General features: G+C 69.8%; 17 protein-coding genes and 1 pseudogene. 15 read left to right on the top strand and 3 right to left on the bottom strand.

The window, feature by feature from the left end:
- Window positions 1-455 precede the first annotated feature (455 nt).
- The 4 genes from RF650_RS10260 to RF650_RS10245 all read left to right on the top strand — a co-directional run bounded on the left by RF650_RS10260 (window position 456) and on the right by RF650_RS10245 (window position 3,165).
- Window positions 456-890, top strand: coding sequence for a hypothetical protein (locus RF650_RS10260; RefSeq protein WP_207387829.1), 435 nt, complete (start codon window positions 456-458; stop codon window positions 888-890).
- 131 nt (window positions 891-1,021) lie between these two features.
- Window positions 1,022-1,744 carry a biotin/lipoate A/B protein ligase family protein gene (locus RF650_RS10255; RefSeq protein ID WP_368814846.1) on the top strand — a complete coding sequence of 241 codons (723 nt, stop codon included), beginning with the start codon at window positions 1,022-1,024 and terminating at the stop codon, window positions 1,742-1,744.
- Window positions 1,745-1,775: 31 nt separating this feature from the next.
- Window positions 1,776-2,585, top strand: a complete 810-nt coding sequence (locus tag RF650_RS10250) for an SOS response-associated peptidase (protein ID WP_368814845.1) — start codon at window positions 1,776-1,778, stop codon at window positions 2,583-2,585.
- Window positions 2,586-2,718: 133 nt separating this feature from the next.
- A complete protein-coding gene (locus RF650_RS10245; protein WP_098055514.1) occupies window positions 2,719-3,165 on the top strand; it encodes a pyridoxamine 5'-phosphate oxidase family protein in 447 nt (148 codons plus the stop codon).
- 255 nt (window positions 3,166-3,420) lie between these two features.
- On the opposite strand, the gene RF650_RS10240 is transcribed toward RF650_RS10245, so the two are convergent.
- The gene (locus tag RF650_RS10240) at window positions 3,421-3,927 is read right to left on the bottom strand and encodes an N-acetyltransferase family protein (RefSeq protein WP_368814844.1); all 507 of its coding nucleotides are present in this window, start codon (window positions 3,925-3,927) and stop codon (window positions 3,421-3,423) included.
- A 211-nt stretch (window positions 3,928-4,138) separates the two neighbouring features.
- Here RF650_RS10240 and RF650_RS10235 point away from each other — a divergent pair, with 211 nt between their 5' ends.
- Window positions 4,139-5,458: a M20/M25/M40 family metallo-hydrolase gene (locus tag RF650_RS10235; RefSeq protein ID WP_368814843.1), complete on the top strand. Its 1,320-nt coding sequence runs from the start codon at window positions 4,139-4,141 to the stop codon at window positions 5,456-5,458.
- A gap of 155 nt (window positions 5,459-5,613) precedes the next feature.
- Window positions 5,614-6,798 (top strand): annotated as a pseudogene (locus tag RF650_RS10230) (acyl-CoA dehydrogenase family protein).
- 13 nt (window positions 6,799-6,811) lie between these two features.
- Here RF650_RS10230 and RF650_RS10225 read toward each other — a convergent pair.
- On the bottom strand, window positions 6,812-7,009 hold the full coding sequence (locus tag RF650_RS10225; RefSeq protein ID WP_094067061.1) for a DUF5703 family protein: 198 nt from the start codon (window positions 7,007-7,009) through the stop codon (window positions 6,812-6,814).
- Window positions 7,010-7,096: 87 nt separating this feature from the next.
- Here RF650_RS10225 and RF650_RS10220 point away from each other — a divergent pair, with 87 nt between their 5' ends.
- From RF650_RS10220 to mshC, 3 genes are all read left to right on the top strand, one after another.
- Window positions 7,097-7,474 carry a primosomal protein gene (locus RF650_RS10220; protein WP_131333007.1) on the top strand — a complete coding sequence of 126 codons (378 nt, stop codon included), beginning with the start codon at window positions 7,097-7,099 and terminating at the stop codon, window positions 7,472-7,474.
- Window positions 7,475-7,598: 124 nt separating this feature from the next.
- The gene (locus tag RF650_RS10215) at window positions 7,599-8,432 is read left to right on the top strand and encodes an undecaprenyl-diphosphate phosphatase (RefSeq protein WP_131333006.1); all 834 of its coding nucleotides are present in this window, start codon (window positions 7,599-7,601) and stop codon (window positions 8,430-8,432) included.
- 112 nt (window positions 8,433-8,544) lie between these two features.
- Window positions 8,545-9,855 carry a cysteine--1-D-myo-inosityl 2-amino-2-deoxy-alpha-D-glucopyranoside ligase gene (gene mshC, locus RF650_RS10210; protein ID WP_131333005.1) on the top strand — a complete coding sequence of 437 codons (1,311 nt, stop codon included), beginning with the start codon at window positions 8,545-8,547 and terminating at the stop codon, window positions 9,853-9,855.
- A 28-nt stretch (window positions 9,856-9,883) separates the two neighbouring features.
- Here mshC and RF650_RS10205 read toward each other — a convergent pair whose 3' ends face one another.
- Window positions 9,884-10,780: a PAC2 family protein gene (locus RF650_RS10205; protein WP_064846984.1), complete on the bottom strand. Its 897-nt coding sequence runs from the start codon at window positions 10,778-10,780 to the stop codon at window positions 9,884-9,886.
- Between the two features lie 81 nt (window positions 10,781-10,861).
- On the opposite strand from RF650_RS10205, the gene RF650_RS10200 reads away from it, so the two are divergent.
- The 6 genes from RF650_RS10200 to pafA all read left to right on the top strand — a co-directional run bounded on the left by RF650_RS10200 (window position 10,862) and on the right by pafA (window position 18,371).
- Complete coding sequence (locus tag RF650_RS10200; protein WP_368814842.1) at window positions 10,862-12,040, top strand: site-2 protease family protein; 1,179 nt, start codon at window positions 10,862-10,864, stop codon at window positions 12,038-12,040.
- A gap of 149 nt (window positions 12,041-12,189) precedes the next feature.
- The gene (locus tag RF650_RS10195) at window positions 12,190-13,269 is read left to right on the top strand and encodes a tRNA (adenine-N1)-methyltransferase (protein WP_368814841.1); all 1,080 of its coding nucleotides are present in this window, start codon (window positions 12,190-12,192) and stop codon (window positions 13,267-13,269) included.
- Window positions 13,262-14,974, top strand: coding sequence for a proteasome ATPase (arc, locus tag RF650_RS10190; protein WP_368814840.1), 1,713 nt, complete (start codon window positions 13,262-13,264; stop codon window positions 14,972-14,974). The genes RF650_RS10195 and arc overlap by 8 nt, the downstream gene beginning before the upstream one ends.
- A complete protein-coding gene (dop, locus tag RF650_RS10185; RefSeq protein ID WP_368814839.1) occupies window positions 14,971-16,698 on the top strand; it encodes a depupylase/deamidase Dop in 1,728 nt (575 codons plus the stop codon). Before arc ends, dop begins: the two co-directional genes overlap by 4 nt.
- Window positions 16,699-16,750: 52 nt before the next feature.
- Entirely contained in the window at window positions 16,751-16,957 is a 207-nt protein-coding gene (locus RF650_RS10180) for a ubiquitin-like protein Pup (protein WP_368814838.1), read from the top strand.
- A 4-nt stretch (window positions 16,958-16,961) separates the two neighbouring features.
- Window positions 16,962-18,371 (top strand): Pup--protein ligase, encoded by a 1,410-nt coding sequence (pafA, locus tag RF650_RS10175; RefSeq protein WP_368814837.1) that lies wholly within the window; start codon window positions 16,962-16,964, stop codon window positions 18,369-18,371.
- Window positions 18,372-18,473: the final 102 nt, after the last annotated feature.

Raw genomic sequence — 18,473 nt, 5'->3', positions numbered from 1 at the left:
TCTGCAGTGCACCCATCAATTCGAAACCGACGACTCACAGAGCGACCGGACCGAATGAAGGGGGCGGCCCACGACCTAGCCACTGAAAATCGCAAGATTCCGGGGGACCTGACGAGGACTGGGACTTCTGAGTCACTGAGCGCCCGCCCTCCCGGAGAGCGTTCCGAGGCCCGGATCCGCACGGTGTATGCGGGCCCGGGGGCGGGTTGGGTAGGAGTGTGCGGGAAACAAGGCCATGGAATGAAGAGCGGGTGGCGCGCGGGTGCGTCCCCCAATGTGCGGCTGTCATCACGTGGCCGCTGTTCCTAGGCTGGAGCCGCAAGGGGAGAGGTTTCCCGCCAACCCTCAGGCGTTCCGGGGGGAACGCCGGGTTGGTGGGGGCACGATCGACAACCGTGAAGAACTGCACAGTCATGCACTCGCCACGGGAGATCTTCGTAGGGGGCTTGAACGTGATGCGCGCAAAATCGTCCGTCAAATCAGTGCTCTCGGTCGCCGAGCTGGGCACGCTCAACCAGCTCATGCGCGGTGCCGGCACGGTGGAACCGTTCGAACGTGAACTGGTGTCCCGCGTGTTCGTGGGTGCTCGTGCGTGGCTGCAGGAACAGGAAGAGGGCGCGGAACTCACCCGTGACCAGCGCAAACGGTGGAACGCCGCCGTGCGCTACGTCAATCGCTACGTCTCACGCGGCGGTGTGGCCATGTCGTGGCGGGTGCTGCGTTCCTTGGGCAACTCCACGGATCTGCTCGCGAACCACCACGTGCTCAAGACCGCGATGGTAGCTGCCGCCGCTCACGGTCCGGTCACCGCGGCCGAGGAGAGCCGCATGGCCACTGCGCTCATCACCCCGCCCCGTCCGGCCGCGCGGTTGACCACCTCCGCGGCGTGATGCTCCAAACGTCGTCGACTTAACGCGTGCCACGTCCGGCCGGGTGAGCGAGGAGTTGTGGGGAACGGACCCGCCCGTGCCGCCGCGTCCGGGGTCCGAGCGGGCCCCGCTGCACTAGAGTTGGCGCCAGCATGAAACTCATACGTCAGCGCGAATCCCTGGGTGCCGAACAGGACTACCGCCGCGCCCTGTCCATCCTCGACGCCGCGCGCGGTGGCGCCACCGAACCCGTGCTGCGCGTGTACCAACCGCGGCCCACGGTGGCCTTCGGTCGCCGCGACGAACTGAACCCCGGGTTCCCCCGGGCCCGTCAGGCCGCGCTCGACGCCGCGTTCACCCCGCTCGTGCGCCGCGTGGGTGGCCGTGCGGCCGCGTACCACGGGGGCTGTTTGGTCATCGATCACGTGGAACCGGATCCGGATCCCAAGACGGGTATCCAGGACCGCTACCGCCTGTTCGGGGACATGGTGGTGGCCGCGCTGGAAGAACTCGAGATCCCCGCCCAGGTGGGCGAGATCCCGGGGGAGTACTGCGCGGGTGAGTACAGCGTGCACGCGCCGGGGACCGCGGCGGACCCCGATCAGCCGGTCAAACTCGCGGGCACGGCCCAGCGCGTCGTGGCAGGGGCGTGGTACTTCTCTACGGTGCTCGTGATCGAGGAAGCCGAGCCGTTGCGCAGCGTCCTGCAGGACGTCTACGCGTGCCTGGGTGTGTCGTGGGAACCGGCCACCGCCGGGTGCGCCGCGGACGTCCGACCGGGCACCACGGTCGCCGAGATCGAGGCCGCGCTCATGAGCGTGTACGACCGGTACTCGTCCTACATGGGGTACGGCCCCGTGAGCGGACCGCGGTAGGACCGACAACCCCTCACAGGAGGAGAACGCCATGTGCGGTCGTTACGTGATCGCCCGGACCCCGGGCCAGCTCGCCCTGCCCTTCGACGCGCGGATGGACGACTCGATCGCCGGGGACGTGGATCCGAACTGGAACGTGGCGCCCACGCACACGGTCCCGATCCTGCTCGAACGGCTCTCGCAGGACGGGCAACTGCTCCCGGAGATCCACGCCGCGCGCTGGGGCCTCGTGCCCTCGTGGGCCAAGGAGCTGTCGATCGGGTCCAAGATGTTCAACGCCCGCTCGGAGACTGTGACCGAGAAACCGTCCTTCCGGGCCGCGGTCAAAGCCCGGCGCTGCGCGATCCCCGCGGACGGCTACTACGAGTGGAAGGCCCCGGAGTCCGGGCGCGGGAAGAAGCAACCGTACTTCGTGCACCCCGAGGACGGTTCTCCGATCTGGTTCGCCGGGATCTACGAGTGGTGGCACGTTCCCGACGACGCCGCGGACCTCGCGCGTGCCGAGCAGACCCGGCCGGGCAAGAACGCGCAGGACGACGCGGGCCGGTGGTTGCTCTCGTGTTCGATCCTCACGCGCGAGGCCCCGGACGCGCACGACGAGAACTCGCACCTCGCCGCGCTGGGAGCCCTGCACAACCGGTTGCCCATGGGCATGACCGAAGCGTTCGCGCGCGAATGGATCACCCCGGACAAGGACCACGCCCCGGAACTCGTGGACCGCGCGGTGGCCGGCGCGTTGGAGGTCGCCGCGCAGTGGCGCATGCATGCCGTGAGCACGGACGTGGGGTCGGTGAAGTCCCAGGGGGAGTACCTCGTGGAACCCCTGCAGACCCTGCTGTAGCCGCAGCCGGAGGCGTGTCACAACCCCGGTGAATGTCCTCGGTGCGGCCCGCCGCACCGCAAGACATCGGCCCTCTGCCTATGGTGGAGACGGTGCACCGACGCACCCACACCGACGATAACCGGGGGTAGACATGGTTGAACTGGGCAACACCCTGACCGATGACACGCGCTGGCTGATCGACTTCGTCCGCTCCGCCGGAGCCGGCGTGCTCGCGAGCAACAGCGGCACGGGATATCCCGAATCCGCGTACGTCCACGTGGCTGCCACGGACGACGGACACATCGTCTTCGGGACCAACACCAAGTCCCGGAAGTTCTCCAACATCACGTCCGACCCGCGCGTGTCCATGGTCGTGATGCGCGACGGCACGCACGAGGTGCAGCTCGAGGGAGAGGCCAGGGTCCTCGAAGGGGCCGACGCCGCTCCGGCCGGTCAGACGCTCGCGGCACAGCACCCGGGGGCGACCGATACGAACGATCCCGAGAACCTGCGGGTCCTGGACATCACGGTGCGTTGGGCCACGCGCACGGACGCATCCCAGGTCCCGCCGCGCAGCGACGAGCTCACGCTGCGCTGACGGGTTGCTGCCACGCTGACGGGTTCGCCCCTCGCTGTCGAACGACGGCGCGGGCGCGTCACGGAGGGGCGCCGGTGCGCTCGGCGGACGCCGATTCGTTCCACGACATGCAGTGCATCCATCCGCAGCAGGAGACCCGGGTCGCCTCAGGCGATCCGGGTCTCTTGCATCAGGTTCAGAACGGTTCGGTTCTGGGCGGGTCGGTCTTGGACGGCTCGGTTCCGGGCAGCTGCGTCCCGAACAGCCGCAGCACCGTCAGAGTTCGTCCTGCTCCGGGATCCAGCGGTTGAAGTCGAGCGTGAGGTAGAGCGCGAGCGCCGCGGAGTTGTCCTCCGGGATCCGCACGCACACCTCGTGATAGCCGTTCTCGTGCAGGGACGTCATGACCTGGCGCACGAGCTGCTCCGCCAAGCCGCGGCGGCGGTGCGAGGACGCCGTGAAAAGTTCGAACAGGTACGGCACGTCCGGCAGGTGCGGGTCATCGCGGCGCTCGAGCACGATGGCCGCGGCCACGGGGTTGCCGTCCTCGTCCTCGATCACCTGCGACTGTTCCTGCAGGAACGGGCCGAACTCACCCCGGAAGGCGTCTCGGACCGTGGTCTCCGCGTCCCCCTGCGTGCCCACGGTCCCGGAGCCGTAGGCCTCCCGGAGCAACCGGGCGAGCGCGGCGGTGTCCTCGTCCGTCACGGAACGGCTCGTGGCCGTGAGCTCCCGGGGGGTCAGCTCGGTCCGCGCGATCAGCGTGATGGTTCCAGTCATCATGGCCTCCCATGGGTCATCGGTGCACATGGCAGTTCTTGCCCCTCAGGGTAACCGAGAAGACCCCGGTTTCCACGGGCGTACTACGGTGGAGGGGCGGGCCCGTCCGAGCCCCGGCCCACGGCACCGCGGTGGGCGCGAGCGGCGTCGTCGTCCCACGCGAGGACCGCAGCCCGGAGGCCACCGTCCGCCGTTAGTGAGGAGAGCGAGAACCATGACCGAGAACCCCCAGACCGATTCCACACCGGAGGGCGAGACCGCCCGGATCTGCCGCGAGTTGATCCGCTTCGACACGAGCAATTACGCGAGTGGCGAGGCCAAGGGCGAGCGTGCGGCGGCTGAGTACGTGGCCGAGCTGATCCACGAGGTGGGCCTCGAGGCCCAGTACTTCGAGTCCGCCCCGGGCCGCGCGAACGTGTTCACCCGTATCGAGGGCAAGGACCCGAGCGCGGACGCGCTGCTCGTGCACGGCCACCTGGACGTGGTCCCCGCCGCGGCGCAGGACTGGTCCTTAGACCCGTTCGCAGGGGAGGTGCGGGACGGGATGATCTGGGGCCGCGGCGCGGTGGACATGAAGGACATGGACGCCATGATGCTCTCGGTGCTGCGCCACATGCGCCGCACGGGAACCGTGCCCGAGCGGGACATCGTCTTCGGGTTCTTCGCGGACGAGGAAGCCGGGATGCGCTACGGCTCCAAGTGGATGGTGAGCGAACATCCCGAGGTCTTCGACGGTGTCACGGACGCACTGAGCGAGGTGGGCGGGTTCTCCGCGAACATCGGCGGCAAGCGGGCCTACCTGCTGCAGACCGCGGAGAAGGGCCTGCTGTGGTTGAAGCTCATCGCACAGGGCCAGGCCGGGCACGGCTCCGGGCTGCACGAGGACAACGCCGTGACGCATCTGTCCCGCGCCATGGCGAACATCGGGCAGTACACGTGGCCCGTGGAACTGACCAAGACCACCCGCGCGTTCCTGGACGAGGTCACCGAGCTGACCGGCGTGGAGTTCGATCCGGAGAACCCGCAGCGGCTGTTGCGCGAACTGGGGGATGTGGCCCGGTTCGTGGGGGCGACCCTGCAGAACACCTCGAACCCCACGATGCTCGACGGCGGGTACAAGACGAACGTGATCCCCGGGACCGCGCAGGGCACCGTGGACGTGCGGTTCCTGCCGGATCAGCGTGATCTGGTGATGGAGAAGCTCCAGGAGCTCGCGGGTGACAAGGTGCGCTTCGAGGCCGAGTTCGAGGACATCGGGCTGGAGGTCCCGTTCTCGGGCAACGTGGTGGACGCCATGGTGGACGCGCTGCAGGCCGAGGACCCCGACGCCGTGGTGCTGCCCTACATGCTCGGCGCGGGCACCGACAACAAGTCCCTGGCCACGCTCGGGATCACCGGCTACGGATTCGTCCCGCTGCAGCTGCCCCCGGAACTGGACTTCACGGGCATGTTCCACGGCGTGGACGAGCGCGTGCCCGTGACCTCGCTCGAGTTCGGTTCGCGTGTGCTGGACGGCTTGCTGCGCACGTACTGAGCCCCCCGCGCTCGCCGGCCCGAACGACGTCGGCCCCGCGTCGTACTGCCAAGTCGTAGCGACCTCGTGCATGCCCCCCGCGACCGGACCCGCGCGACGCCGACCCGTCCTGCGTTCCGCCCCATTCCACCGGCCCGACCACCGAAGGAGCCCCCATGACCGCCGTGACCGAACTGCTATCCGACGAGCTGCTCGCCGAGATCAGGGACCGCGCCGCCGCGACCGACCGCGACAATGCGTTCTTCGCCGAGGACTTCGATGCGCTGCGCGAGATCGGCTAACTGCGGATGCTCGTCCCGCGCGAGTTCGGCGGGCTGGGCTTCACGCTCGAGCAGGCCGCGCAGGCGCAGCGCCGCCTCGCCACGGCCGCACCGGCCACCGCGCTGGGGATCAACATGCACCACGTGATCGTGGGGATCGGCCACACCCTCCACCTGCGCGGGGACGATCGCGCGCAGCGGATCTTCCTCGACGCCGTGGCCGGGGAGGTCTTCGCGTTCGGGATCTCCGAGGCGGGCAACGATTCCGTCCTCTTCGACGCGACCACGAGCGCCGAGCCCGTGGCCGAGGGCTGGCGCCTGCACGGCACCAAGATCTTCACGTCCCTGTCCCCGCGATGGACGCGCCTGCTCGTCCACGCCCGGGTCTCCGGGGACGACGACGCCGCACCCCTCGTCTTCGGGTTCCTCGCTCGGGAGGACCACGGGTCCCCGGCGGGAGGGGTCACGGTGCGCGAGGACTGGGACGCGCTCGGGATGCGGGCCTCGCAGTCGTGCACCACGGTGCTGGACGGTGCGCTGCTGCGCACCGAGGACGTGCTCACCAGGATCCCTGCCGCACCCAACCCGGACCCCGTGGTGTGGGGGATCTTCGGGTGCTTCGAACTGTTGCTCGCGGCGGTGTACACGGGGATCGCCGACCGCGCGATCGACGTGGCCGTGGAGATCACGACCACGAGGCGATCCCTGGCCAAGGACGCCCCGTACTCGGACGACCCGGACATCCGCCGGCACGTGGCCGGGGCCGGTGTGCTACGGGACGGGGTGGAACTGCAACTGCGGCAGTTGTGCGCGGACGTGGACGCCCTGGGCTCGGACCGGGAGCCGGCGCACGGGCCGCGGTGGTTCATCCTGTTCTCCGGGGTCAAGCACCGGGCCACGGAAGCCGCGCGCGCCGTGGTGGACCTGGCGCTGCGGGCGTCCGGGGGAGCGCAGTACCGGCGCGGTTCCGAGCTCGAGCGGCTCTACCGGGACGTGCTGGCGGGGATGTACCACCCCTCGGACGAGGAATCCGTCCACGCGGCCACGGCGAAATCCCTGCTGGGACCCGTCTCCTCCTGAGCGGATCCCGGGCTCAGAACGTGCGGTCCACCCGCATGATCCGCCGGCGCAGTACATAGCGGCGTTGGCCCCCGTAGAGCACCGCCGAGCGCATGAGTTCCCACTTGCCGTACTCGGTGTGTTCCCGCACCCGGCTGCGTGCCTCGGCGGGTTTCTCCCGCGGCGCCACCGTGAGCGAGAGGTACTCGTACCGGTCGTCGCGCCCGGTCATGGTGGGGTGACCGGATACCGAACTGTGCTTCAGACGTTGTTCTTTCATTGCTCCCATTCTGCTCCGATAACGGCTAACGTCTACACCATGAGCACCGATCCCCGCGCCGCGCTGCAAGCGCTCGTCAACGCCCTCGAAGAACACCTCGCCGCCGCGGCGAACCGCCGTTCGGACGACGATCCCACGGTGGACGGAGCCTACCTGGCCATCGCCAACACCTTCGAAGCCTACGAGGAAGCCCTCTACGACGCCTACGACGAGGTCACCCCGCTCACCGTCTTCGCCGAGGAGGACGACTCCGACGACGACCTCGACTACGACGACGAGGATGACGATGACGACGACGATCTTCTCGAGGACAACGAGATGATGGACGAGGATCTCATCGACGAGGACGACTACGACGATGACGACGACGAGAACGAGGGCCGTGATTCCTCGAACGGACGCCGTTCCGGGCGCTGACCCGGGGGATCGGATCACGTGAGCTGCGAAGGCCTCCGCCGCGGGCGGGGGCCTTCGTGCGTGTCCAGCGGCTTCCCAGGACGGGCCGGGAAGCACCTCAGAGGGGGTGCCGTACAGTTGTCGCGTGAACTGGATCGAAGCGATAATCCTGGGCCTCGTACAGGGGCTGACCGAATTCCTGCCGGTGTCCTCCTCCGCCCATTTGCGGATCGTGGGCGAGTTCCTGCCCAACGGGGCGGACCCCGGGGCCACCTTCACCGCGATCACCCAGCTGGGCACCGAGACCGCCGTGATCATCTTCTTCTGGCGGGACATCGTGCGCATCATCACGAAGTGGGCGCTGTCGTTGAGCGGCCGCGTGGACCGCAAGGACCCGGACGCCCGCATGGGGTGGTTCATCATCCTGGGTTCACTGCCCATCGCCGTGCTCGGTCTGTTGCTGCAGGACTACATCGAGACCCAGTTCCGCTCGCTGTGGATCACCGCGACCATGCTGATCGTCTTCGGTCTGTTCCTGGCGATCGCGGACTACATGGGCAAGCAGGAACGTCACCTGGAGGACCTGACCGTCAAGCACGCCGTGGGCTTCGGTTTCGCCCAGGCGCTGGCACTGGTGCCCGGTGTCTCCCGCTCGGGTGGCACGATCACCGCGGGTCTGCTCATGGGCTACACCCGCGCGGCCGCGGCACGCTACGCGTTCCTGCTGGCCATTCCCGCGGTGTTCGCCTCCGGCCTGTACCAGCTGTACAAGGCGGTCAGCGGCGCTGAACCCGGCGGGGTCTACTCCCTGGGCCAGACCGCGGTGGCAACCTTGATCGCGTTCGGCGTGGGTTACCTGATCATCGGGTGGTTCATGCACTACATCTCGGAACGCAGTTACAACCTGTTCGTGTGGTACCGCATCCTGCTGGGTGCCGCGCTGTTCGTGATGCTCGGAACGGGGCTCATCAGCGCCTGATCAGCACCGCCCTCGACCCGTGACGTGCGCGTTCGCGGTCACCAGGGAATAGCGGCCCCGGTGCGCCCGTTGCGTTCGAGGGAGTCCAAGAATCGTCCAAGCGAAGGTGAACATGAAGCGTTGGTCCAGCCGTCCGGTTCCGCAACTGCCCGGGACCTCGCCCGCACCCCTCGTGCACGACACAAGCACGGGGGAGCTCGAACGGCTGGAACCGCGTGAGGGCCGGGCGGGACTGTACGTGTGCGGGATCACCCCGTACGACGCCACGCACATGGGCCACGCCGCGACGTACGTGAACTTCGACCTGCTCAACCGGGTGTGGCGGGACGCCGGCTTCCCCGTGGACTACGTTCAGAACGTCACCGACGTGGACGACCCCCTGCTCGAGCGGGCGAACGACACCGGCGTGGACTGGCGCGAGCTCGCCGTGGAACAGACGGAGTTGTTCCGCACCGACATGGCGGCCCTGAACGTGCTGGCCCCCGATCACTACGTGGGGGCCACCGAGGCCGTCGAGTGGATCGTGCCCGCCGTCGAACGCCTCGTGGAACGCGGGCTCGCGTACCGCGTCCCGGAGGGCACCCGTCAGGACGGTCGCTCGGAGCCCGCGGGGGACGTCTACTTCGACGTCGACGCCGCCGGGCGGTTGCGCGCCGACGACCCCGACGCATGGGTGATCGGCTCCACGTGTCGCCTGGACCGGGAGCGCATGCTGCCCCTCTTCGCGGATCACGGCGGCGACCCCGAACGCACGGGCAAGCGTGATCCGCTGGACCCGCTGTTGTGGCGCGTCAAGCGCGAGGGCGAACCGTTCTGGGACGGTGCGTCACTGGGTGAGGGCCGCCCCGGATGGCACATCGAGTGCAGCGTCATCGCGCTGCAGTACCTGCCCGCGCCGTTCACCGTGCAGGGCGGGGGCTCGGACCTCGCGTTCCCGCACCACGATATGGGCGCAGGCCACTCGTACGCGCTGTCCGGTGAGCCCATGGCCGAGCACTTCGTCCACACCGCGATGGTGGGGCTGGACGGCGAGAAGATGTCCAAGTCCAAGGGCAACCTGGTGCTCGTCTCGACCTTGCGCCGGGAGGGAGTGGATCCCGCCGCGATCCGTCTGGCGATCCTCGCCAACCACTACCGTACGGACTGGTTCTGGACGGACGACCTGCTCGAGCAGGCGAAGCGTCGCCTCGCCACGTGGCGTGAGGCCGCCGTCAAACCCGAAACGGCCGGGGCGGACTCCCTGCTCGAGGCCGTGCGCGCGGCCCTCGGTCAGGACCTCAACGCTCCCGCGGCACTGATCGCGGTGGACGCGTGGGCCGCACGCAACCTGGGTGGTGCCGCCGCGCGTGGTGCGGGGGCGTCGGCCGAGGACGCCGCGCTGGCGCGCGCCACGGTCGAGGCGTTGCTCGGCATCGAACTCTGAGCGCCCCGCCTCCGACGGACCCTCGCGATCAGCCGCGGTCGTCGCGGCGGCGCAGGTAACGCTCGAACTCGCGGGCGATCGCGTCCCCGGTGGCCTCCGGTAGGTCCACGGTGTCCTTGGCCTCCTCGAGCTGGCGCACGTAGTCCGCGACCTCCGGATCCTCGGAGGCGAGCTCGTCCACGCCGCGTTCCCACGCCTCGGCGTCCTCGACCACGGGTTCGAGCGGCAGGGCCATGCCCAGCAGGTCCTCGAGGCGGCGCGCGAGCGCGAGCTGCGCCTTGGGGGAGGGCGACTGCGCCACGTAGTGCGGGACGGCGGCCCACATGCTCAGCGTGGGGAAGCCCGCGAGCGCGGCCATGTGGGAGAGCACCCCCACGATCCCGGTGGGTCCCTCGTACTGGGGGGCATCGATGTCCAGTTCCTCGCGCAGCTCCTCGGTGTCCGAGGTCAGGGTCACGGGGATCGGGCGGGTGTGGGGGACGTCCGCGAGCAGCGAGCCGAGCATGATGACGAAGTCCACGTCCAGGGCCGCGGCCTGCTCGAGCAGTTCGGCGGTGAACGCGCGCCACCGGTAGGACGGCTCCCAGCCGTGCAACAGCACGACGTCCAGGTTGGTCCCGGGCACCGACGCCTTGGACAACCGCGTGGTGGGCCAGTGCAGTTTCTGCTCCCCGGTCAGGGGCCGGCGGATCACGGGACGGGAGTACTGGTAGTCGTAGTAGTCGTCCGAGGCGACCTCGAACACGTCCTTCGCGTTGAGCTGCTCGCGGATGAGCTTGAGGGTGTCCGTGGCGGCGTCGCCGGCGTCGTTCCAGCCCTCGAACGCGGCGATGAGCACCGTGACGGTCTCCTGGTCCGCACCGTCACGCACGACCCCGAAAGGTCCGATACCGGGCTGCTCCGAATTATTGTCCAACGTGGTCACCGTCCCACTGTACGGCCCGTGCGGGTGTTCCACGAGCCGATCCCCAGCGCGGTACCGGCGGGCGCACCTACCATGTTCAGCATGCTCCTTCCCCGGTTCCGCCAGCCCTCCGACGATCGCGCCGCACCGGCCCCCGCCGGCCCCCGACCCCGCGGCGTGCGGCTGGGTCTGCTGCTGGGCGTGGAGCTGTTGCTGGACCGTTCGTGGTTCCTCATCGCGGGGTTGACCCTGGTGATGTACGGGCCCGTGCTGTGGCGGCTGTACCCCGAGCTCGGCTGGCTCAACCTGCTCCTGGCCCTGGGCTTCGCGGTGGGCCTGGCCCTGAGCGTGCTGGTGCACGAACTCGCCCACGCGCTCGTGGGTCGCGCGGCCGGGTGGCCAGTGACCCGGATCGTGCTGACCCTCATGGGCGGGCACACGGCGTTCGGCAGCGTGCGCACCACACCGCTGCCCACCGCGCTCGTGTCCCTGGCCGGACCACTGAGCAACGTGGTGCTCGCCGCGCTGGGCACCGGTGTGCTCTTCGTGACCGCGGACAGCCTCGCGGGCCCGGGGTGGGCGCTCGTCCAGTTGCTGATCCTGGCCAACTGGATCCTGGGGTTGTTCAACCTGCTGCCCGGACTGCCGCTCGACGGCGGGCGCGTGGTGGAAGCGATCGTGTGGGCACTGACCCGCTCGGAGGCCAAGGGCACGACCGTGGCCGCGTGGTGCGGGCGCGGGATCGCGATCCTCACGGTCGCGTGGTTGCTGTGGGCGCAGGTATGGCGCCAACCGGTGGTGCTCGTGATCACGCTGCTCGTGGCCGGGTTCATCTTCATGGGCGCGGGGCAGGCGCTGCGCCAGGCACGCGTTCTGGGCGTGCTCGACGCCGTGCGGGCCGGGGGTGTCGCGCGTCCCGCGATGGAGTTCTCCCCGACCACGCCCCTGGCCCTCGTGGACGCCACCGTCATGGCCGCCACGGGGGACGACTACCGGGGATGGACCCCGGACGTCGTCGTCCGTGACCGCGGTGCCGTGGGCCTGCTGGACCCCGAGCTCGCCGAACGGGTGGCACCGGCGCACCGCGGCGTCGTCGCCGTGGGGGACGTAGCCGAATGGCACCCCGCGGACGCCACCGTGGACCCGGGCACCCCCGGCGGCGAACTGGCCCGCGTGCTGGAGACCGGGCGCCGCGCCTGGGTGTGCGTCGTGGACGGTGCCGGTCACGTCACGGGCGTGGTGCACCACGAGGACCTCGCACGCTTGGCCCTGCGCGCCTGATCGCTTCATGAGCGCGGTGGGGGCCATCACCGCGGGGCGTGGTGATCCGATCGGGGCTACGGTGGGAGAATGGCCCGGGGCGGCCCGCGGTGCGGGCGTACCTACGGAGCCGGACGGCCCGGACGACGACCACGCGTGAGAGCGAGCAGATGAGCGAGCAGCAGGAATCCCACCCGAACCCCACCGGCGCCACCGTGCGGGGAGCAGCCAACCGGCGCGGCCCGTTCCGCTCCGGCGAGCGCGTCCAACTCATGGACGAGACCGGGAAGATGACCACCATCACCCTGGTGGACGGAGGGGAACACCACACCCATCGCGGGGTGATGGCACATGAGCTGTTGATCGGCCAACCCGAGGGCACGGTCGTGTCCAACACCTCGGGGATCCAGTACCAGGCGCTGCGGCCACTGCTCAAGGACTTCGTGCTGTCCATGCCCCGCGGAGCCGCGGTGGTCTACCCCAAGGACTCCGGGCAGATCGTGACCATGGCGGACGTCTTCCCGGGCGCCCGGGTCGTGGAGGCCGGGGTCGGTTCCGGCGCGCTGACCATCTCCCTGCTGCGCGCTGTGGGGGACGAAGGCCACGTCCACTCGTTCGAGCGCCGGGAGGAGTTCGCGGAGATCGCCCGGGGCAACATCGAGACCATGTTCGGCGGCCCGCACCCCGCGTGGGAACTGAGCCTCGGGGACCTCGCGGAGGAACTGGGCGCGCGGGAGGAGCCCGGGTCCGTGGACCGCGTGATCCTGGACATGCTCGCCCCGTGGGAGTGCCTCGACGCCGTGGCCACAACCCTCGCGCCCGGCGGCGTGGTGATCTGCTACGTGGCCACCGTGCCGCAGTTGTCCCGCGTGGCGGAGGCCATGCGCGCGGACGGCCGCTTCACCGAGCCCGAGGCCTCGGAGACCATGGTGCGCGGGTGGCATGTGGAGGGGCTCGCGGTGCGCCCGGACCACCGCATGGTCGCGCACACCGGGTTCCTGATCCAGTCCCGCCGACTCGTGGACGGCGCACCCAGGTTGGCTCCGAAGCGGCGCGCTTCCAAGAGCGAGTACACGGAAGAGGATCTGCAGGCGTGGACTCCCGTGGCCCTGGGCGAGCGCGTGGTCTCGGACCGCAAGCTGCGCCGCGCGGGTCGCGATGCGGCATCGTTGGCCGAGCACGCCGCGCGCGCCCAGCGGGAGATCGACGAGCAGGCCCGCGCGGACGGGGGTCAGGTGCGCGATGACTGAATCGGGCGGCACCGCGGGCCGTTCGGCCGCGGACATCACCCAGCGCCAGGTCAACATGCTGCGGGACCAGAAGCGCAACCTGGACAAGCAGCTCGCGGCGGTGGGATCGCAGAACGAGAAGCTGGTGCGGTTGCTCAACGCGTCCCGCCAGGAGATCGTGACGCTCAAGAAGACCCTCGCGGCGGAGGCCGAGGCGCCCGCGACGTTCGCCGTGGTGCTGCAGGTCAACCACGGTCGCCAGCCCTTGGGGGAGGCCACCGGCAACGGTCCCGTGGTCACGGGCCCGTCGGTGGACGTGCTCTCCGCGGGACGGAAGATGCGCGTGGCCCTGAGCCCTCTCGTGTCGCTGAGTGCGTGCGAGCCCGGACTGGGGGTGCTGCTCAACGAGCACTACGTGGTGATCGCGGTGCTCGACTACGAGCGCACCGGGGAGGTGGCCACCGTCAAGGAGGTCATCGACCACGACCGCGTCCTCACCGTGGGCCGCTCGGACGAGGAACGCGTGCTGTTGCTCTCGGGTCGGTTGCGGCGTGAGCGCCCCAAGCCCGGGGACGCGCTGACCGTGGACCACCGCACGGGCTTCGCCCTGGAACCCGTGGAACGCACGGACGTGGAACAGCTCGTGCTCGAGGAGGTCCCGGAGGTCCGCTATACAGACATCGGCGGGCTGGGGCCTCAGATCGAGGCGATCCGCGACGCCGTGGAACTGCCCTACGTCCACCCGGACATCTACCGTGAACACGGTTTGCGCCCGCCCAAGGGCATCCTGCTCTACGGTCCCCCGGGCAACGGCAAGACGCTGATCGCCAAGGCTGTTGCGCGCTCGCTCGCCGAGCGCAGCGCGGCCAAGGCCGGGCGCGCGCGGCCCGAGGGCTACTTCCTCAATATCAAGGGTCCCGAGCTGCTCGACAAGTACGTGGGGGAGACCGAGCGCCAGATCCGCTCGATCTTCGCGAACGCGCGCGAGCAGGCGGCGCGCGGGATCCCCGTTGTGGTGTTCTTCGACGAGATGGACTCGCTGTTCCGCGTGCGCGGTTCGGGGCTGTCCTCGGACGTGGAGACCACAATCGTGCCGCAGTTGCTCACGGAGATCGACGGCGTGGAACAGCTCGACAACGTGATCGTGGTGGGCGCGACCAACCGCGAGGACATGATCGATCCCGCGGTGCTGCGCCCCGGTCGCCTGGACGTGAAGATCCGCATCGACCGCCCGGACGAGCAGGGCGCGCGGGAGATCTTCTCGCTGTACGTCACCGAGGACCTGCCCCTGCGTGAGGACGATGTCGCTCGCGCCGGCTCCCGCGCGCAGGCCGCCCGGGAGCTCGTGGACGCCGCGATCGGGCGCATGTACGCGCGCACCCCGGACACCGAGTTCCTCACGATCACGTACCGCGACGGCGGCCAGGAGACCCTGTACTTCGCGGACTACGCGTCCGGAGCGGTGATCCGCAACGTGGTGGACCGCGCCAAGAAGCAGGCCATCAAGACGCTGCTGACCACGGGCCGGCGGGGGATCACCTCGCAGCACCTCGTGGACGCGGTGAACCAGGAGTTCCACGAACAACAGGACCTGCCCAACACTGCGGACCCGGAGGACTGGGCCCGATTGACCGGTCGGCGCGCGGACACCATCCAGGACGTCCGGATCGCGGTGGACCGCCCCGGGGTCTCCGGCACGCAGCGTCCGGACGGGGGCGCGGCATGACGGTACGGCGGATCATGGGCAGCGAGACCGAGTTCGGTGTGCTGGCCCAGGGTGAACCGGGTGCGAACCCCACGGTGCTCTCGACCCGCGTGGTCACGGGGTACGCCGCGTGGGTCGCCCGACGGCTTCGGGAACAGGAGACGGCACGCGGGGAACGGTCCGTTGGCTCGGCTGGGCCCACGCCATCGGACGACGACGCCGCGCAGCCCGGTTCCCCGGACGCCCCGCTCGGCACAGGGTGGGACTACGGTTCCGAGACCCCGCTCGCGGATGCCCGGGGGTTTACCGTGGCCCGCGAGGACGCCCACCCGAGCCAGCTCACCGATGAGGCGCCGGTGCTCACCGCGGAGGAGATCGCCGCGGAGGCGATCAGCGAATCCGCGATGTACACGGAGGACCTCGACTGGCGCCGCGTGATCATGAACACCGTGATCCCCAACGGCGCGCGGGTCTACGTGGACCACTCCCACCCGGAGTACTCGTCCCCGGAGGTCACCACACCCCTGGACGCGCTCACGTGGGACGCCGCGGGGGACGTGGTGGCCGCCCGCGCCGTGGAGTACCTCGCGAAGGTTTCCACGGGGACGGATGCCGCGCCGGTAAACCTTTACAAGAACAACACGGACAACAAGTCGGTGTCCTACGGCGCGCACGAGAACTACACCGTGGAACGCGCCGTGCCCTTCGAGCGGATCACTGCGGCCCTGCTGCCGTTCTTCGCGTCCCGGCAGATCATGTGCGGTGCAGGCCGTGTGGGCCTCGGGGTGGACGGTTCATGTCCTGGGTTCCAACTGAGTCAGCGCGCCGACTTCTTCGAACGCACCGTGGGGCTCGAGACCACGATCCACCGCCCGATCGTGAACACGCGGGACGAACCCCACGCGGACGACACCCGCTACCGGCGCCTGCACGTGATCATCGGGGACGCCAACCTCTCCCACGTGGCCACGCTGCTCAAGTTCGGGACCACGTCCCTGGTGCTGAACCTCGTGGAACACGACCGGGCGCCGCGCCTCGAGCTCGAGGATCCCGTGGCCGCGCTGCAGGCCATCAGTCACGACCCGTCCCTGCGCACCACGGTGGCGCTCGCGAACGGTCGGGAGTTGACCGCGGTGGAGCTGCAGCGCGAGTACTACCGCGCAGCGTTGGCGCTGGAGACCGAGCTGGCCCCGAACGGGTTGGACGAGGACACCGCCCACGTGCTGCAGACCTGGGACGAGGTGCTCACGGACCTCGCCGAGGACCCCGCGCGCTTGTCCGACCGGTTGGACTGGGCGGCCAAGTACGCGCTGCTCACCGCGTACCGCACACGCGACGGTCTCGCGTGGGACGATCCCCGGCTCGTGGCGATCGACCTGCAGTACGCGGACGTGCGCCCCGACAAGGGGCTCTACCACAAGCTCGCCGCCGCCGGACGGATCCGCACCCTCGTGGACCACGAGCGGATCACCGCGGCCGCGGACCATCCGCCGATCGACACCCGCGCGTACTTCCGGGGCACCGCGGTGTCCCGATACCCGCGGGACATGGTCGCGGTGGGCTGGGACACACTGACCGTGACGTTCCCCGGGATCCGCCGGGGAGCGCGGGTCAGGATGCCCGAACCCCACGACCTCACCCGGGACACGTGCGAGGACTGGTTCGACGCCCCGGACGTCGAGACCTGGATCGAGCGCGTGGCCGCGAACCGACCCGCCCTCGTCACGGGCAGCGACATCGGCTGAACCGCCCGGTCGGGCGCAGCACACCTCATTCGAGAAGCCACAGGAGGACACCATGGCACAGGAACGCATCTTCCGCACCGGATCCCGCCGCGAGGAGGAACCGGACGCCCCGGCCCCCGCGACCCCGCCCGCCTCGGGCGCCGCACAGGCCCAGCGGGACACCCAGTGCACCGACGACCTGCTCGCGGAGATCGACGGCGTGCTCGAGACCAACGCGGAGGCCTTCGTGAAGGGCTTCGTGCAGAAGGGCGGCCAGTAATACCGTGGAACGGCGGATCTACGGGATCGAGACCGAGTTCGGCCTGATCCACAGCGCACCGCAGGGCCGTCCCCTGGGTGCGGACGAGACGGCGCGGCGGCTGTTCGCACCGGTGCTCGCGTGGGGGCGGGCCTCCAACGTGTTCCTGCCTAACGGCGGGCGCCTGTACCTGGACGTGGGCTCCCACCCCGAGTACGCGACGGCCGAGGCCGCAACCCTGCACGACGTCGTCGCCCAGGACGCCGCCGGCGAACGGATCGTGGACGACCTGCGCGCTCAGCTTCAGGAGAGCCTGGACGCCGAGGGCGTGGGCGGCACGGTGCACCTCTTCAAGAACAACACGGACTCCGCCGGCAACTCGTTCGGCTCGCACGAGAACTACATGATTGCCCGCCGCACGGAGTTCTCCCGGCTGGTCCAGCACCTGCTGCCGCTACTGGTGACGCGGCAGATCCTCGTGGGCGCGGGTCGGGTGCACCCGGACGGGCCGCCGCCCTTCGGCTCCCTGGCCCTGGGGGACGGGCGCCCCGGCTACTCGTTCTCCCAGCGGGCGGACCACGTGTGGGAAGGGTCGTCCTCGGCCACCACCCGTTCCCGCCCCATGATCAACACCCGGGACGAACCGCACGCGGACGCCGAGCGCTACCGCCGGCTGCACGTCATCACGGGCGACTCGTCCATGTCCCAGACCACCACGGCGCTGAAGATCGGCATCACGGACGCGGTGCTGCGCATGATCGAGGCGGGCCAGATCCTGCCGGACCGCACGCTCGCGGACCCGGCTGCCGCCCTGCGGCAGGTCTCCCACGACCTCACCGGTTTGGCACCGCTGGAGCTGGCCGCGGGGGGCTACCGCTCGGCGATCGAACTGCAGCGCGAGTACCTTGAGGAAGTCACCCGGTTCGTGCAGCGCCACGGCGCGCACCACGACCGCCTCGACTGGGTCGTCGGGCTGTGGGACCGTGGGCTGCGCGCCGTCGAGGAGCAGGACAACTCGCTGGTGGACCGCGAGCTGGACTGGGCCATCAAGAAGAAGCTGCTGGACTCCTACGCGAGCGCCCACGGGATGGACTGGTCCCACCCCCGCATGGTGCAGTTAGACCTCGCTTACCACGACACCTCCGCGCGCCACGGACTCTTCCATATGCTGGAGCGCCGCGGTGCCGTGGAGACGTTCGTGGCCCCGCAGGACGTCGAGCGCGCCGTCGTCGAAGGCCCTCCCACCCGGGCGCGGATGCGCGGGCGGTTCGTGGCCGCGGCCCACGATGCCGGGGTCAGCACCACCGTGGACTGGGTGCACCTGAAGCTCAACGGGGAGCACCAGCAGAGCACGGTCATGTGCAAGGACCCCTTCGCCACCACCCAGCCGGACGTCGAGGAGCTGATCGCAGAGATCACCTCCGGACGCGCCTGACCCCACCCGCCCGCAGTGTTCCGGGGACTCTCCCAGCCGCGGCCCACGCGGGTCCTCTACATTGGCCCCGAGCCAGCACCCCGATGACGAAAGGTCACCCCC

Origin of the sequence: Kocuria sp. CPCC 205297 (assembly GCF_040981035.1) — a bacterium.
GTDB lineage: Bacteria > Actinomycetota > Actinomycetes > Actinomycetales > Micrococcaceae > Kocuria > Kocuria marina.
Note: the sequence above shows the minus strand (reverse complement) of the source record. Positions and strands in the feature narration are given on the sequence as shown.

Bases quoted from the DNA above. Each gene is read 5' to 3' on its own strand.
- RF650_RS10260 (WP_207387829.1), top strand. From the start codon at position 456: ATGCGCGCAAAATCGTCCGTCAAATCAGTGCTCTCGGTCGCCGAGCTG.
- RF650_RS10255 (WP_368814846.1), top strand. From the start codon at position 1,022: ATGAAACTCATACGTCAGCGCGAATCCCTGGGTGCCGAACAGGACTAC.
- RF650_RS10250 (WP_368814845.1), top strand. From the start codon at position 1,776: ATGTGCGGTCGTTACGTGATCGCCCGGACCCCGGGCCAGCTCGCCCTG.
- RF650_RS10245 (WP_098055514.1), top strand. From the start codon at position 2,719: ATGGTTGAACTGGGCAACACCCTGACCGATGACACGCGCTGGCTGATC.
- RF650_RS10240 (WP_368814844.1), bottom strand. From the start codon at position 3,927: ATGATGACTGGAACCATCACGCTGATCGCGCGGACCGAGCTGACCCCC.
- RF650_RS10235 (WP_368814843.1), top strand. From the start codon at position 4,139: ATGACCGAGAACCCCCAGACCGATTCCACACCGGAGGGCGAGACCGCC.
- RF650_RS10225 (WP_094067061.1), bottom strand. From the start codon at position 7,009: ATGACCGGGCGCGACGACCGGTACGAGTACCTCTCGCTCACGGTGGCG.
- RF650_RS10220 (WP_131333007.1), top strand. From the start codon at position 7,097: ATGAGCACCGATCCCCGCGCCGCGCTGCAAGCGCTCGTCAACGCCCTC.
- mshC (WP_131333005.1), top strand. From the start codon at position 8,545: ATGAAGCGTTGGTCCAGCCGTCCGGTTCCGCAACTGCCCGGGACCTCG.
- RF650_RS10200 (WP_368814842.1), top strand. From the start codon at position 10,862: ATGCTCCTTCCCCGGTTCCGCCAGCCCTCCGACGATCGCGCCGCACCG.
- RF650_RS10195 (WP_368814841.1), top strand. From the start codon at position 12,190: ATGAGCGAGCAGCAGGAATCCCACCCGAACCCCACCGGCGCCACCGTG.
- arc (WP_368814840.1), top strand. From the start codon at position 13,262: ATGACTGAATCGGGCGGCACCGCGGGCCGTTCGGCCGCGGACATCACC.
- dop (WP_368814839.1), top strand. From the start codon at position 14,971: ATGACGGTACGGCGGATCATGGGCAGCGAGACCGAGTTCGGTGTGCTG.
- RF650_RS10180 (WP_368814838.1), top strand. From the start codon at position 16,751: ATGGCACAGGAACGCATCTTCCGCACCGGATCCCGCCGCGAGGAGGAA.